Source organism: Phytobacter sp. RSE-02 (assembly GCF_040578655.1).
Lineage (GTDB): Bacteria > Pseudomonadota > Gammaproteobacteria > Enterobacterales > Enterobacteriaceae > Phytobacter > Phytobacter diazotrophicus.
The window spans coordinates 459,389-473,446 of sequence record NZ_JBEULY010000004.1; the positions used below are offsets into that span (position 1 = coordinate 459,389).

Consider the following 14,058-nt stretch of genomic DNA (forward strand, 5'->3'; position numbering starts at 1 on the left):
CCTGATAAAGGTGAGGCTTTCGCCGCTGAAACATCCATGGTTACTGTTTTTATGTATTGCTGTGTTTATATACAGTATCGCCAGAAAGGGGCATCGATCAAGCCGCCCCGCTGCGATTTTTGTGAAGGGATTGATGACACAAGGATTTTTGTTGGATGATGAAAAAATGCACGATTAGGGTATTTCAGGCCATCGCCTTGCCGCAGGCAACCATGAGAATAATAAGGGAAAAAACGCTATTTTATTATTTCGCGGCGGCGGACGTTTTTTACATTCAATGGGCCAGCCACTACACTTAGCAGCAGTTTAACCATTGGATGGCGAAAATGACGGCATTGAAAACCCATAATTTCTTTTTTATCGTTCTGTTGTTGCTGGTCAGTGTGGCGTTTTTTAGCCTGATCCAGCCGTACTATGCAGCCATTATCTGGGCCGTTATTCTGGCGCTTATTTTTTATCCGCTACGGGTGAAATTATCCGGCTGGTTACGGGGGCGTGACGGTATTGCTTCGTTGCTGACCGTACTGCTTATCTGCGTGTTGGTTTTTATTCCATTAATGATTATTGTTACGTCACTGGTTGCGGAAATTAATGCGCTTTATCAACGGTTGCAAAATAACGCTACGGATTTGCCACAGCTCTTTACTGACAGCATTAGTTATCTGCCCGGCTGGGCGCAGGGGTATTTACGTGACAATGACTTTGACTCTGTCGGCGCCATTCGCGAAAAATTATCCGGCGTGGCGCTGAGCTCCGGGCGATATCTGGCGGGCAGCGCAGTGATTATTGGTAAAAATACCCTGAGTATTACCGTTAGTTTCTGTCTGATGGTCTATCTGCTGTTCTTTTTACTGAAAGACGGCTCCCGGCTGGTTCGCAGAATATTTACGGCTATTCCGCTGACGGACAAAATCAAACGCCGCCTGTTCCATAAATTTGCCAGCGTCTCCCGCGCCACGGTGAAAGGGACACTGGTGGTAGCAATTGTGCAGGGGGCGCTGGGAGGCTTCGGCTTCTGGTTTTCCGGCATTAACGGCAGCCTGCTGTGGGGTTCGCTGATGGCGTTCATGTCGCTGATCCCGGCGGTCGGCACGGCGCTTATCTGGGTTCCGGCGGCTATTTTTCTCTTCTCCACCGGGGAAATTATCACCGGTACAATGATGACGCTCTATTTTGTCGTGGTGGTCGGGCTGGCTGATAATATCCTGCGGCCATTATTAGTCGGCAAAGATACCCGGATGCCCGATTATTTAATTTTGCTGACTACGCTTGGCGGGTTGCAATTCTTTGGCATTAACGGTTTTGTGCTGGGGCCAATGATTGCCGGGCTGTTTATTGCATCATGGAATTTACTTGCCGAAGACCGTGCGCTGGCGATGAAATCGGAACAATAATCTGTATTGCCGCCGCTGATATTTTTCGCCGGCGGCTGTGATGCCATTTCCACAAGCCGGTGAGCACAGGTAAAGAAGTGAAAAGAATTTGAGGAAAAACAGGCCCTGTGGTAGAAATAGGGCGTGTTTTACTACTGAGGACAATCGTTCCGCCACGATGAGAAGCAATGTGCGGATATTGTAATTTTATGGATAATCTGTTCAGGACGTTCATTTCTGGCTTTCCCCGTCTTACTTCTTCTGTCTTTCTGCTTTCCGGCGAACAACACTGGCGCTCGGCGCTATAGTCCTTTTCTCTCTGCTTAGGCTCGCGTAAATCACGCGACTTTCATTTTTTACGCACCGGGTTTTCCGTTAGGGAAGAACCCTGCAGGATTATATTCTCAAGCAGGAGAAACATGATGATTTACTGGATATTATTAGCGCTGGCCATTGTGGCTGAAATAACCGGCACATTATCAATGAAGTGGGCAAGTGTGACCAACGGACACACCGGTTTTATTCTGATGCTGGTGATGATTGCACTGTCATATATTTTATTATCCTTCGCGGTTAAAAAGATTGCCCTCGGGGTGGCCTATGCCCTGTGGGAAGGGATCGGTATTTTATTAATCACCCTGTTTAGCGTTGTGTTGTTTGATGAAGCGCTCTCGCCGATGAAAATTGCCGGACTAATGACGCTGGTTGTCGGGATCGTACTTATCAAATCGGGCACCCAGAAAGCGGCTAAGACGCCGCAGGAGCGCCGCAATGCAACAGTTTGAGTGGGTTCACGGCGCCTGGCTGGCGGTGGCTATCGTTCTGGAGATCGTCGGCAATATTTTCCTTAAATTTTCAGCGGGTTTTCGCCATAAATTATACGGAATTGGCTCGCTGGTGGCGGTGCTTGGTGCCTTTGCCGCGCTGTCTCAGGCGGTAAAAGGTATAGATTTGTCAGTAGCTTACGCGCTCTGGGGTGGGTTCGGCATTGCCGCGACCCTGGCGGCGGGCTGGATCCTCTTCGGCCAGCGCCTGAATAATAAAGGCTGGATAGGGGTTATCTTATTGATTGTTGGTATGATACTAATAAAACTCGCCTGATGTGATCGCTGCCCGAATTTGGGGCAGCGAAATCCACCGTCTGTAATACGCTTAGTTAACGGAAGTCCTCAACCGGCTGTTTTTCCTGTTAAGGATAGAGGGGGCAGTGCATGTTGAACCCATTTAGCTGGCGGAATATCCCGAATGCCAAAACCCTGTTCGTCATGATTTTCCTGGCAGGGATTGGGCTTATTTTTTCCATCGTTGCCCTGCTTTATCTTTCGTTGCATCTGATCAGTAGTAAAGCCAACGAAATTGATGAACATCGTACCGCGCTGTCTGTGCAGGGGGCGATTCAGACCTCGGTAAATCGCGTGCGCTCGCTGGTCATTGATAACGCCGTCTGGGATGACGCGGTGCGGGAAGCGTATCGCCCACAGCTTGATACCCAATGGCTCTACAAAACCTGGGGCGAGGGATTTAAAGTCAATAATCTCTATGACGGCACCTTTATTCTTGATGAAAACTTCAACGTTTTATGGGGAGCGTTTCACAGCGCCACATTTACGGAACACTCACTCGATTTTTTTGGCAAGGGTTTACAGGCGCTCATCCGTAATAATTCGGCTTCGCTGATTTCCAGTAATGAAATTTATGCCGGAATTACCCGTACCCGCAGCGGCACCGCATTTATAGGGATTGGCCTTATCCGCCCGATGGTGGGTAATTTAGCGGTTAATGATAATACCCGGCGTTATCTGGTGATCACCCGCCACCTGAATACACAAATCCTTAAAGAGCTGGGCGATACCTTCCAGATAGCCGATTTAGCGTTCACGGAGCAGAAGCCGGATGAATTCGCCGTGCCGCTGGACAGTTCGGCGGGGGAAGTGCTGGGCTGGTTAGACTGGTCACGGCGCTTGCCGGGCGCGGAGGCGGCCGAGGCGGCCTCTGCCAATATTCGTCAAATCGCCCTGCTGGCATCGGAATTGATCCTCCTGTTTATTATCCTGAGCAGCGCCGGGTTGTATAAGCTGGCGAAAGGGGAAAATATTGCTCGCCAGATTGCCCTAACCGACTGGCTGAGCCACCTGCCTAATCGCCGCGCCCTGATTGAACATCTCGATAAACTCGCCGCGCGGGGCGACACCAGTATGATGAGCGTCGCCTTTGTCGATCTTGATGGGTTCAAGGATGTGAACGACATTTACGGGCATGACGTGGGGGACCGCCTGATCAGAACCATCGCCCAGACGTTACGGGAGAAAGTGCCGACGCAGGGGATGCTGGCGCGGATGGGGGGCGATGAGTTTGCCATGACCATTGGCGGCCCCTGGGCAGAGGAGCAGAGTGCAAGATTTGCCGAGTATGTCCTGGCGTATCTGAATAACCCCATCCAGGTGGGAGAGCGGACGATCCATATTGGAGCCAGTATTGGCATCGCCAGCGGCACGCTGGTGGAGTGCACCAGTACTGAGCTTTTTCGCCGTGCCGATATTGCCATGTACCACTCAAAAAGCATCGGTAAAGGGCGCATCACGCATTACGATGCGGCGCTGAACAGTGCCCGCGAGCGGCAGTTGCTGATTGAAAATGATATCCGCAATGGTCTGGAGCGCGATGAATTCGATGTCTGGTATCAGCCCATTGTGGATGCGCGTAGCCTGGCGATGATTGGCGTCGAAGCACTTGTCCTCTGGCCTCGCCGTCCGGCTGGCGAACTTAAACCCGATGATTTTATTGTGATTGCGGAAACCAGTGGGCTGATTTACGAACTGGGGCAGTTTGTTCTGCGTCGCGCCTGTAACGATCTGCAGGCGCACAGCGATTTAAAATTGTCGGTAAATATCTCTCCGGCGCAATTTCGCGACCCTGATTTTGAGGACAAGGTGGCGAAGGTGTTGATAAGTACGCGCTTCCCGCCAGCACGCCTGCAACTGGAAGTGACCGAAACCTATGTTGTGGAAAATCCGGAGCGTGCGCATATCGCCATTACCACCCTGAAAGCGCTGGGCATGTCGGTTGCGCTGGACGATTTTGGTACCGGATACTCCAGTATCGGCTACCTGCGTCGCTTTAATTTTGAAACGATCAAAATTGATAAATCCCTGGCCGGGCTGGTGGATGATGATGAACAAGCCTCGGCGCTGGTGAGTGGCACAATTCGTATCGCCAGTGCGCTGGGAATGATGGTGGTGGCCGAAGGCGTGGAAAATGAAAAACAGATGAAGATGCTACGATTGGCCGGTTGCGACCAGTTACAAGGCTACTGGTTTAGCGAACCCATGCCGCTGGACGACATCTTACATTCGCGTCATCTGCGGCAGGGCTGATTTACTCTTTTGCCAGCGCTTCGAGTTTGTCACGAAAACCGGTCACCGAAATGGCCCGGTTGTCGGCGCGCCAGCGATCTTTGGCGGCCGGGGCTGAACTCTGGACCGCAATAAGCTGCCAGCCTTCGGCGGTTTTCAGCATCAACGGCGAGCCGCTGTCGCCGGGCAACGTATCGCATTGATGCGACAGCACGCTGTTTTGCGCCCAGCCGGTCACAATGCAATTTTCGTGGCTGTACAGCGTCTCCAGATGATCGGCCGGATAACCCGACTGCGTCACTTTGCGCTCTGCCACTTTTAACGCATCCGTCAGCGCTGCTTTATCACCCACAAACAGCGGTAACGGCGTAATGCCGGACGGCGGGTTGCGCAGCACAACCAGCCCAAAATCCCAGGGGGCGGCGGATGACGGCACGATCCAGCCGTCGCCATCGGGTTTCAGCCGTTTACCCAGAGACGGGTCGACGCGCCCTTCGATGCCGTGGATTTCATAGCGCCAGGTTCCTTTCTGCGAAACAAAACGCAGCGCTACCGCTTTATCCGGTTTGCCGTTCGGCGGCGTCAACAGACAATGCCCGGCGGTTAAGGCCAGGTGAGGAGAAATAAGCGTCGCGGTACATAAATTGCCACTGGCCGTTTCCAGTTGCCCAATCGCATCCCAGGGAGAGCGGGTCGGTGTAGTAACGCGAACGCGATCATCATGACCAAAGAACAGCGTCTTGATCTGAGCCGCATCAATGGTGTCATCATCACCATCGTCGGCATGTCCGTAAGCAGAAAAGAGAAAAAACGATCCCAGCAATAGCACAACGGTTTTTCGCATATCACACTCTGGTGGGGTAATTATGATTATTAAATGTGAACCCAGGTTTATAAACTATAGACGGGGCGAGAAAAAAGTGGGAGTAAAATCAGCGTGCTACATCAGGAAAGAAAAAGCCGAAGGGCAATGAGCGCGCAGACTATCAGCATTAACAGGATGAACTCGAAACGATAACGTCGCAGCATAGGCCCTCCAGAGAAAAACGGCGCTTCACCTCAGGGTTCAGCGCCGACGATTTACTCAGCCTGTACAGCAGGCGGGGTATTACACGGTAACTTACGCAGCCGGTTGAGCAGCTGGTTTAGTTGCAGTGTGTTTTACGTGTTTTTTATGGTGTTTTTTAGCAGCCTGAGCTTTCTGCTCTACAGCCGGTTTAGCCGCTGCTTTTTTGTGATGTTTTTTCTTAGCAGCCTGAGCTTTCTGCTCTACAGCCGGTTTAGCTGCTGCTTTTTTGTGATGTTTTTTCTTAGCTGCCTGAGCTTTCTGTGCAACGGTTTTTTTCTTGTGAACTTTTTTCGCATGCGTGGTTTTAGCCGGCGCAGCAGCAGGAGCAGCGGTCGGAGCAGCAGTAGTGGTGGTAGTAGCCGGAGCTGCAGTTGTGGCTGCGGTATCAGCAGCGAACGCAACAGAAGACAGACCCATAGCAGCGGCAACAACCAGAGCTAATACTTTTTTCATTCTGATATCCTCGAATTTGGTTTCATCGTTCAACCCCACTGCGGGGCCGTTGAAGAGACTATACCGACAGAGATGTTATCTTTCCGTGAGTGATTGGTTTCGGCGTGTAACGGGATGTACAAACGAGGCGGGGGGCGCAGAACGTAGTCTTTGTTAGATGATGAAAGTGTTTATTTTCAGATAGTTAGTTTTATTTTTATCAGTTAATCAAGGTACACCCGCAAGGTGGACGTCATCGTTATTGTACGAATAAAGCCAGAAAGGGGGCTGAAAGCCAGTACGGAGACCCGACGAGTCACCCCCGGCAGGATTTAAAGCAATTTATTCATGTTATAGCCGGTGACCTGATAGCCATTCGCTTCATAGACTTTTTTGGCATGCGCATTTTCGGCAGCGACGCGTAATTTGATTTGCCGGATACCTTCGGCTGCCAGCAGAGCCTCCAGACTTTGCATCGCACGGCTACCGAGCCCCTTACCGCGAAACGCGGGCAGGAGGTAAAAGTCATAAATAAATGTCGATTGATCCTCTCCATTCGCCCGATACCATAAATAGCCAATCTGCACTTCGCTGCCGTTTTCTGTGTGCACGATGCTTTTCAGGCTTTGACCTTGCGTTTTCACACCGTCGGGCAGGCTGGTGGCAATTTCCCGTTTTGCCTGCGCCAACGCCGCATCCTGGGAGAGGTGATAATTAGCGGCAATCTCCGCAGCATAGTCGGGAATAAAATAGGCCAGAAAGCCTGCAAATTCCGTTTCAGACATGGGGTGAAGCACAACCATATTTTTGCCTTTCAAAGTATTGGGCTGGCACAGTTCAGCGCGCGGTGCGTGAACTGTGCCAGGGATAATTACAAATAACGCGCCGTTAAATGCTGGCGGAAATAGCGGCTGTTCAGCGCCTCGCCGGTGGCCTGTTCAATCAACTGTGAGGTGGAAAAACGGCTGCCGTGCTGCCAGATATTCTGCCGCAGCCAGTCAAACAGTGCGGAAAAATCACCTTGTGCAATGGCCTCGTCGAGCCCTGGCAGGGCATTTCGCGCAGCCTGGAAAAGCTGAGCGGCATACATCGCGCCAAGCGTGTACGACGGGAAGTAGCCAAACCCGCCGTCCGTCCAGTGGATATCCTGCATACAGCCGTTACGGTAGTTGCCTTCGGTGGACAAGCCCAGCCATGCCTGCATTTTTTCATTCCACAGGGCAGGGATATCGTCCACCTCTATCTCGCCGTTAATCAACGCTCTCTCAATTTCATAACGCAGGATCACATGGGCCGGATAGCTGACTTCATCGGCATCGACGCGGATAAAACCGGGTTTAACGCGCTGGTTCCAGGCGATGAAGTTACCTTCTTCAAACGCGGGTTGTGCACCGAAACGTTGAGTAATTGTGGGCAGCAGACGTTTCAGGAAGGCTTCACTGCGACCAAGTTGCATTTCAAAAAACAGACTTTGCGATTCATGGATGGCGGTAGAACGTGTCAGCGCGACCGGTTGCCCCAGCCACTGACGCGGCAGGTTTTGCTCATAGCGGGCGTGCCCGGTTTCATGCACCACGCCAAACAGCGCACTCAGCAGTTCATTTTCATCATAACGGGTGGTGATGCGGACATCTTCCGGCACGCCGCCGCAGAACGGATGCGCGCTGACGTCGAGACGCCCGGCATTAAAATCGAAACCGAGTAGCGTCATGGCTTCCAGCCCCAGTTCGCGCTGGGTGGCGACGGGGAACGGGCCGACGGGGGCAATCAGCGTTTCACGCGCTTGCTTGTCAACCACACGCTGCAGCAGGTCCGGGAGCCAGGATTTCAGATCGGCGAACAGGACGTCCAGACGGGCGCTGGTCATGTCCGGTTCGAAAATATCCAGAAGCGCGTCATACGGCGAGCAGCCTTTCGCCAGGGCGCGGATCTTCGCTTCATCGCGGCTGAGTTTTACCACTTCTTTCAGATTCGCGCTGAACCCGGCCCAGTCATTTGCCGGACGCTGAGTGCGCCAGGCATGTTCGCACTTGCTGCCCGCCAGTGCTTTGGCCTCCACCAGTGATTCCGGCAGCAGCGCGGCCTGCTGGTACTGGCGTGTCATCTCGCGCAGGTTTGCCTGCTCCACATCGTTAAGATCTTCTTGCAGGGCGTTGCGCAGCCACTCACCAACCTTTTTGTCGGTCAGGATTTGGTGCTGTAGCACGCCCAGTTCAGCCAGCGCCTCACCACGGGCGGTGCTGCCCCCTGGCGGCATCATGGCGAACATGTCCCATCCGGCGATGGCGGAGAGGTGCTGAAAACGGCTCAGGCGCGTGAAGGTGCGAGTAAGGGATTGATAGTTTTGATTGTTATCCATATTGCCTCTGCAAGCGGGTGCGGAACGATATTAAGGAGAGTACAGAGAATCAGAGTCTCTTCAAGTCCTTATCGTGGTGCAAACAAGGTTATTACGCTTTTTTTTCTGTCCCGCGTGTCCGGGTGTAACGCCAGAGTTGGTCGCAGGCGATGTTTTTCCGTGTGACTTCGCTCGTGATGGCTTACCGTTCTCAGGCCAGGATATTTTTGGTCAGATAATGTCTCTGCATGCCTGCTTTCGGAAAATCGGGGAGGGACATTTGCAGGACATACCCTTGCTTTTGATAAAACGGCGCAGCCTGGAAGCTAAATGTATCCACAAGGGCGTGTTGGCATCCCATTTTTACGGCTTCTTGCTCCGCCAGCCTCATTAACTTTTTACCCAGGCCGCTGCCGCGCTCATTTTCGTTTACCCATAAAAAATCGATGCAGAGCCAAAGACCTTTTTTGGCAGCAATAAGGCCGCCTGTCATTACACCTGTCTCATCTCTGCAATAGACACCCAGGTTGCCCAGAATGTTATTCTCGATAAATTGCACGTTATAACGCCGAAGACCCGTTAGAAGCTCTTCTTTATCCGCGAGGGTTATTTCATTGATGATTTCGATTGCCATTGGTGTTTTCTCTCCGTTTCTTATTAATGCCGACAGTGAGCAAGATCATAATGAATAGAGAGATAAATGTGAATTAAATGTTATCATTTTGTTAGTGAATAGGTTGATGAAATAATAACCTGAAAAAGCCCTTTTTATAGTGCGTGAATTATTAGGAGCATCGTCGATACTGGGGATGTTCTAATCTGCCAGGGCACAGAGCAAAAGCCCCGAAAATAGACCGGGGCCCTGTGTTAAATCGTACCGCTTTAGCGTAAGCGGCGATGCAGTCTGCTGCCGACAAATAACGCCAGTAACAGCATCAGCGCAATAAAACCGCCCACACCGTTCCAGCCATAGTTATGCCAGAACACACCACCGAGCGTACCCGCAATACTTGAGCCCAGATAATAGCTGAATAAATATAGTGATGAAGCCTGCCCTTTGGCGCGGCGCGCGCGTGGGCCAATCCAGCTACTGGCGACGGAGTGGGAAGCAAAGAAACCGGCAGTAAAAAGCAGCATACCGATAAAAATCGCCCACAGTGAAGGGAGTAACGTTAATAAAAGACCGGAAAGCATAATTGCGATCGAGGCGATCATCACCGGCCCTCGGCCATATTTGGCGGTCATTGCTCCGGCGCGCGGTGAACTCCAGGTACCGGTTAAATAGGCGACGGAAAGTAACCCCACCACCGCCTGGCTTAAAAACCATGGCGACTGCATTAACCGATAACCAATGTAATTAAACAGGGTAACGAACGAGCCCATTAACAGGAAACCCTCAAGGAATAATAAGGGCAATCCTTTATCGCGCCAGTGCAGGCGAAAATTAATGAACAGGGTGCGCGGGCGCAGCGAACTCGGACGGAAATGACGAGATTCCGGCAAAATACGCCAGAACATTAACGCGGAAGCCAGCGCAAAACAGCCAATCGCCGCCAGCGCGATACGCCAGTTAAAAAAATCAGTGAACACGCCGCTAATAAGGCGTCCGCTCATGCCGCCAATCGAGTTACCGCTAATGTACAGCCCCATGGAAAAGGCGACAAAGCTGGGGTGGATCTCTTCACTAAGGTAGGTCATGCCCACCGCGGCAACTCCGCTCAGTGACAGCCCAATCAGGGCACGCATGATCAGAATGCCGTGCCAACTGGTCATCAGCGTTGAAAGCAGCGTACAGCATGAGGCCAGCAACAATGCCGTCACCATCACTTTCTTACGGCCAACCGCGTCTGATAACGGTCCGGTAAATAACAGACCGATAGCCAGCATAGCGGTAGAGATAGAGAGTGAAATACTGCTGTTTGCCGGGGAGACGCCGAACTCCTGCGACAGCACCGGTAAAATAGGCTGCACGCAATAAAGCAGGGCGAAGGTGGCCAGTCCGGCGGAGAAGAGCGCCAGGGTGACGCGCATAAATTGGGGGGTACCACGTTTAATAAATTGTGTCGGCAAAGAACGATTATTTTCATCAACACCACTTGCCGGAAGAGTGTCAACGGTAGTTGTACGGCTCACTTGAAATCCTTAAGTTTACATCCCGGTCAGGCGGGGATGTATTTAAGGGTATGAAACGGTCATTGTTCTGTCTAATATATTAATAATCTCAAATGATATGTTTAAAATATGAATATCGAGCTTCGCCATCTCCGTTATTTTATTGCTGTCGCCGAAGAGCTGCATTTTGGCCATGCGGCGGCGCGGTTAAATATTTCGCAGCCGCCGCTGAGCCAACAAATCCAAATCCTTGAGCAGCAAATCGGCGCGAAGCTGCTGGCGCGTACCAACCGCAGCGTGTCGCTGACGCCCGCAGGTCGACAATTTCTGGCAGACAGTCGGCAGATATTAAGCCAGGTGGATGATGCCGTTAGCCGGGCGTCCCGCCTGCATCAGGGGGAAACCGGCGATTTGCGCATTGGCTTTACCTCATCGGCACCGTTTATTAGCGCAGTGTCTGACACCCTGTCGTCGTTTCGCCAGTCTTACCCGGATGTGCATATCCAGACCCGGGAAATCAATACTCGTGAGCAAATAGCCCCGCTCAATGAGGGCAAGCTTGATCTTGGATTGATGCGCAATACCTTGCTGCCTGACACGCTGGCCTGGCAGGTGATTTTGCGCGAGCCGCTGCTGGCGATGATTCATCGCGATCACCCTTTAGCCGCGAAAAGTGGCGTATCGCTGGCCGAACTGGCGCGGGAGCCGTTTGTCTTTTTCGACCCGCATGTGGGAACCGGGTTGTATGACGATATTCTTGGGTTGTTGCGCCGTTATAACCTGACACCGTCGATTACCCAGGAAGTGGGGGAGGCGATGACCATTATTGGCCTGGTGGCGGCAGGACTTGGGGTGTCGATTCTGCCCGCCTCATTTCGGCGCGTGCAACTGACAGAAATGCGTTGGGTACCGATCCTGGAAACGGATGCGGTATCGGAAATGTGGCTCGTATGGGCAAAGCATCATGAACAGGGAACAGCGGCACAGCGTTTCAGGCAGCAACTCATTTCTGCGGCGAATGCATAAAAAGTGGCCAGTATACGCCCGCTAAACGTGCGGTAAATCACAAGCCTACGTAAATATTTGACGGCGACTATTGAAGTGCTTCACCATATCCCAAAGTTTATTTCGAGCTCAAAAATAAAGGGAGTAAGAGGTGGTTGCTGATAGTCAGCCTGGGCATATTGATCAGATTAAGCAGACCAATGCAGGGGCTGTCTACCGCCTTATTGATCAGCTTGGCCCGGTGTCGCGCATCGATCTGTCACGTCTGGCGCAGCTTGCGCCAGCCAGTATTACCAAGATTGTGCGGGAAATGCTTGAAGCGCACCTGGTACAGGAGACCGAAATTCAGGAGCCGGGCAGCCGCGGGCGGCCTGCCGTTGGGCTGGTGGTGGAGACCGAAGCCTGGCATTATCTCTCGCTGCGCATCAGCCGCGGGGAGATTTTCCTCTCTTTACGCGATTTAAGCAGCAAACTGGTGGTGGAAGAGCGTCAGGAGCTTCCGCTGACCGACGAAAAGCCGCTGCTGCAGCGCATCATTGTTCATATCGATCAGTTTTTTATCCGCCATCAGCAGAAGCTGGAGCGTTTAACCGCCATTGCTATCACCTTGCCGGGGATAATCGACACGGAACATGGCATTGTGCACCGCATGCCGTTTTATGAAGACGTCAAAGATATGCCGCTGGGGGAAATGCTGGAGCAGCACACCGGTGTGCCGGTCTATGTGCAGCATGATATCAGCGCCTGGACCATGGCAGAGGCGCTGTTTGGCGCGTCGCGCGGGGCGCGTGATGTTATCCAGGTGGTTATCGACCATAACGTTGGGGCCGGTGTCATTACCGATGGCCGCCTGCTTCATGCAGGTAGCAGTAGCCTGGTGGAGATCGGCCATACGCAGGTCGACCCATACGGTAAGCGCTGCTACTGCGGTAATCACGGGTGTCTGGAAACCATTGCCAGCGTGGAGAGCGTGCTGGAACTGGCGCAGCTACGCATGAGCCAGTCCATGAGCTCGATGTTGCATCAACAGCCGCTGACGGTAGAGTCGTTATGTGAAGCGGCTCAGCAGGGCGATTTGCTGGCGAAAGACATTATCAGTGGCGTGGGGGCGAATGTCGGTCGCATTCTCGCCATTATGGTGAATTTATTCAATCCGCAAAAAATTCTCATCGGTTCGCCGCTCAGTAAGGCGGCGGATATCCTCTTCCCGGCGATTGCAGACTGCATTCGCCAGCAGGCGCTGCCCGCCTACAGCAAACATATCGCCGTCGAAAGCACACAATTCACCAATCAGGGCACTATGGCAGGTGCGGCACTGGTGAAGGACGCGATGTATAACGGATCCTTGTTGATTCGTTTGTTGCAGGGGTAACATTTTTACACTGTTCTACTAAAAATTGCGCTATCTCAAGCTGAACACCGCATCCCTAACGTAGACTTTCGCTACTGAATTATTTTCCTGATTTATATTTTCGTAGCATAACGGTGGAGTTAGCGATGCTTAAGCGTTTCTTTGTAACGGGTACTGATACGTCTGTCGGCAAGACAGTGGTGTCCCGCGCGCTGCTACAGGCGCTGGCCGCTTGCGGCAGTACCGTCGCGGGTTACAAGCCAGTCGCTAAAGGGAGTAAAGAGACGCCGGAAGGCCTGCGCAATAAAGACGCGCTGGTGCTGCAAAGCGTGTCTTCAATTGATTTACCGTATTCTGCTGTCAATCCCATTGCGTTTAGCGAAGATGAAAGTAGCGTGGCGCACAGTTCTGCGATTAATTACACCCTGTTGTCCAATGGCCTTGCCAGCCTGTGCGATCAGGTTGATCATGTGGTGGTGGAAGGGACGGGCGGATGGCGTAGCCTGATGAACGATCTGCGTCCGCTTTCCGAATGGGTTGTGCAAGAGCAAATGGGCGTGTTGATGGTCGTTGGGATACAGGAAGGGTGTATCAACCATGCGCTGTTGACCGCCCAGGCGATTGCCAGCGATGGTCTGCCGCTGATTGGCTGGGTGGCTAACCGCATTAACCCAGGGCTTGCGCATTACGCTGAAATTATTAATGTTCTCAGCCGCAAGTTGCCTGCGCCGCTGGTGGGTGAGTTACCTTATCTGCCGCGTGCCGAACAGCGCGACCTGGCGCAGTATATCAATTTGCAGATGGCGAAAGGGATGCTGGCCGCCGAGCGTGTATTGGCGTAAATCCGGCAGCCAGACCCGGATGGCGGCGCAAGCGCCTGATCCAGACTACTCCCCCGGGGCTGAGGAATCCCCACAAAAATGCGAGCACGATCGGTCCCCTCTCCTCTTTGGGGAGAGGGTTAGGGTGAGGGGGAAAATGCGGCTCTGATGGTCATTCCGTTCACCTTATGTTCCTTGCTTTTC

At 52.5% G+C, this 14,058-nt stretch carries 13 protein-coding genes; 7 read left to right on the plus strand and 6 right to left on the minus strand.

What is annotated here, in order from left to right; all coding sequences use genetic code 11:
* Positions 1 to 326 precede the first annotated feature (326 nt).
* The 4 genes from ABU190_RS12370 to ABU190_RS12385 all read left to right on the plus strand — a co-directional run bounded on the left by ABU190_RS12370 (position 327) and on the right by ABU190_RS12385 (position 4,747).
* Positions 327 to 1,394 carry an AI-2E family transporter gene (locus ABU190_RS12370; protein ID WP_354691468.1) on the plus strand — a complete coding sequence of 356 codons (1,068 nt, stop codon included), beginning with the start codon at positions 327 to 329 and terminating at the stop codon, positions 1,392 to 1,394.
* A 401-nt stretch (positions 1,395 to 1,795) separates the two neighbouring features.
* On the plus strand, positions 1,796 to 2,158 hold the full coding sequence (gene mdtJ / locus ABU190_RS12375; protein WP_354691489.1) for a multidrug/spermidine efflux SMR transporter subunit MdtJ: 363 nt from the start codon (positions 1,796 to 1,798) through the stop codon (positions 2,156 to 2,158).
* Positions 2,145 to 2,474 carry a multidrug/spermidine efflux SMR transporter subunit MdtI gene (gene mdtI / locus ABU190_RS12380; protein ID WP_296415455.1) on the plus strand — a complete coding sequence of 110 codons (330 nt, stop codon included), beginning with the start codon at positions 2,145 to 2,147 and terminating at the stop codon, positions 2,472 to 2,474. Before mdtJ ends, mdtI begins: the two co-directional genes overlap by 14 nt.
* A gap of 110 nt (positions 2,475 to 2,584) precedes the next feature.
* A complete protein-coding gene (locus tag ABU190_RS12385; RefSeq protein WP_354691469.1) occupies positions 2,585 to 4,747 on the plus strand; it encodes a bifunctional diguanylate cyclase/phosphodiesterase in 2,163 nt (720 codons plus the stop codon).
* Position 4,748: 1 nt separating this feature from the next.
* On the opposite strand, the gene ABU190_RS12390 is transcribed toward ABU190_RS12385, so the two are convergent.
* The 6 genes from ABU190_RS12390 to ABU190_RS12415 all read right to left on the minus strand — a co-directional run bounded on the left by ABU190_RS12390 (position 4,749) and on the right by ABU190_RS12415 (position 10,698).
* Positions 4,749 to 5,570 (minus strand): serine protease, encoded by an 822-nt coding sequence (locus tag ABU190_RS12390; RefSeq protein ID WP_354691470.1) that lies wholly within the window; start codon positions 5,568 to 5,570, stop codon positions 4,749 to 4,751.
* A gap of 276 nt (positions 5,571 to 5,846) precedes the next feature.
* Positions 5,847 to 6,248 carry an acid resistance repetitive basic protein Asr gene (gene asr / locus ABU190_RS12395; protein WP_354691471.1) on the minus strand — a complete coding sequence of 134 codons (402 nt, stop codon included), beginning with the start codon at positions 6,246 to 6,248 and terminating at the stop codon, positions 5,847 to 5,849.
* 311 nt (positions 6,249 to 6,559) lie between these two features.
* On the minus strand, positions 6,560 to 7,030 hold the full coding sequence (locus tag ABU190_RS12400; protein ID WP_354691472.1) for a GNAT family N-acetyltransferase: 471 nt from the start codon (positions 7,028 to 7,030) through the stop codon (positions 6,560 to 6,562).
* A gap of 68 nt (positions 7,031 to 7,098) precedes the next feature.
* Complete coding sequence (locus ABU190_RS12405) at positions 7,099 to 8,586, minus strand: carboxypeptidase M32 (protein ID WP_354691473.1); 1,488 nt, start codon at positions 8,584 to 8,586, stop codon at positions 7,099 to 7,101.
* Positions 8,587 to 8,776: 190 nt separating this feature from the next.
* Entirely contained in the window at positions 8,777 to 9,199 is a 423-nt protein-coding gene (locus ABU190_RS12410; protein ID WP_354691474.1) for a GNAT family N-acetyltransferase, read from the minus strand.
* A gap of 248 nt (positions 9,200 to 9,447) precedes the next feature.
* Positions 9,448 to 10,698, minus strand: a complete 1,251-nt coding sequence (locus ABU190_RS12415; protein WP_354691475.1) for an MFS transporter — start codon at positions 10,696 to 10,698, stop codon at positions 9,448 to 9,450.
* A gap of 108 nt (positions 10,699 to 10,806) precedes the next feature.
* Here ABU190_RS12415 and ABU190_RS12420 point away from each other — a divergent pair, with 108 nt between their 5' ends.
* The 3 genes from ABU190_RS12420 to bioD all read left to right on the plus strand — a co-directional run bounded on the left by ABU190_RS12420 (position 10,807) and on the right by bioD (position 13,875).
* The gene (locus ABU190_RS12420; protein ID WP_079498191.1) at positions 10,807 to 11,703 is read left to right on the plus strand and encodes a LysR family transcriptional regulator; all 897 of its coding nucleotides are present in this window, start codon (positions 10,807 to 10,809) and stop codon (positions 11,701 to 11,703) included.
* A gap of 130 nt (positions 11,704 to 11,833) precedes the next feature.
* Positions 11,834 to 13,054: a sugar metabolism global transcriptional regulator Mlc gene (gene mlc, locus ABU190_RS12425; protein WP_039078845.1), complete on the plus strand. Its 1,221-nt coding sequence runs from the start codon at positions 11,834 to 11,836 to the stop codon at positions 13,052 to 13,054.
* Positions 13,055 to 13,179: 125 nt separating this feature from the next.
* Positions 13,180 to 13,875, plus strand: a complete 696-nt coding sequence (gene bioD, locus ABU190_RS12430) for a dethiobiotin synthase (protein ID WP_193793498.1) — start codon at positions 13,180 to 13,182, stop codon at positions 13,873 to 13,875.
* Positions 13,876 to 14,058: the final 183 nt, after the last annotated feature.

Excerpts from the sequence above, each read along its gene's own strand:
- ABU190_RS12410 (WP_354691474.1), bottom strand. The coding sequence starts at position 9,199 with ATGGCAATCGAAATCATCAATGAAATAACCCTCGCGGATAAAGAAGAG.
- ABU190_RS12400 (WP_354691472.1), bottom strand. The coding sequence starts at position 7,030 with ATGGTTGTGCTTCACCCCATGTCTGAAACGGAATTTGCAGGCTTTCTG.
- ABU190_RS12370 (WP_354691468.1), top strand. The coding sequence starts at position 327 with ATGACGGCATTGAAAACCCATAATTTCTTTTTTATCGTTCTGTTGTTG.
- ABU190_RS12390 (WP_354691470.1), bottom strand. The coding sequence starts at position 5,570 with ATGCGAAAAACCGTTGTGCTATTGCTGGGATCGTTTTTTCTCTTTTCT.
- bioD (WP_193793498.1), top strand. The coding sequence starts at position 13,180 with ATGCTTAAGCGTTTCTTTGTAACGGGTACTGATACGTCTGTCGGCAAG.
- ABU190_RS12420 (WP_079498191.1), top strand. The coding sequence starts at position 10,807 with ATGAATATCGAGCTTCGCCATCTCCGTTATTTTATTGCTGTCGCCGAA.
- asr (WP_354691471.1), bottom strand. The coding sequence starts at position 6,248 with ATGAAAAAAGTATTAGCTCTGGTTGTTGCCGCTGCTATGGGTCTGTCT.
- mdtJ (WP_354691489.1), top strand. The coding sequence starts at position 1,796 with ATGATTTACTGGATATTATTAGCGCTGGCCATTGTGGCTGAAATAACC.
- ABU190_RS12385 (WP_354691469.1), top strand. The coding sequence starts at position 2,585 with ATGTTGAACCCATTTAGCTGGCGGAATATCCCGAATGCCAAAACCCTG.
- ABU190_RS12405 (WP_354691473.1), bottom strand. The coding sequence starts at position 8,586 with ATGGATAACAATCAAAACTATCAATCCCTTACTCGCACCTTCACGCGC.
- mdtI (WP_296415455.1), top strand. The coding sequence starts at position 2,145 with ATGCAACAGTTTGAGTGGGTTCACGGCGCCTGGCTGGCGGTGGCTATC.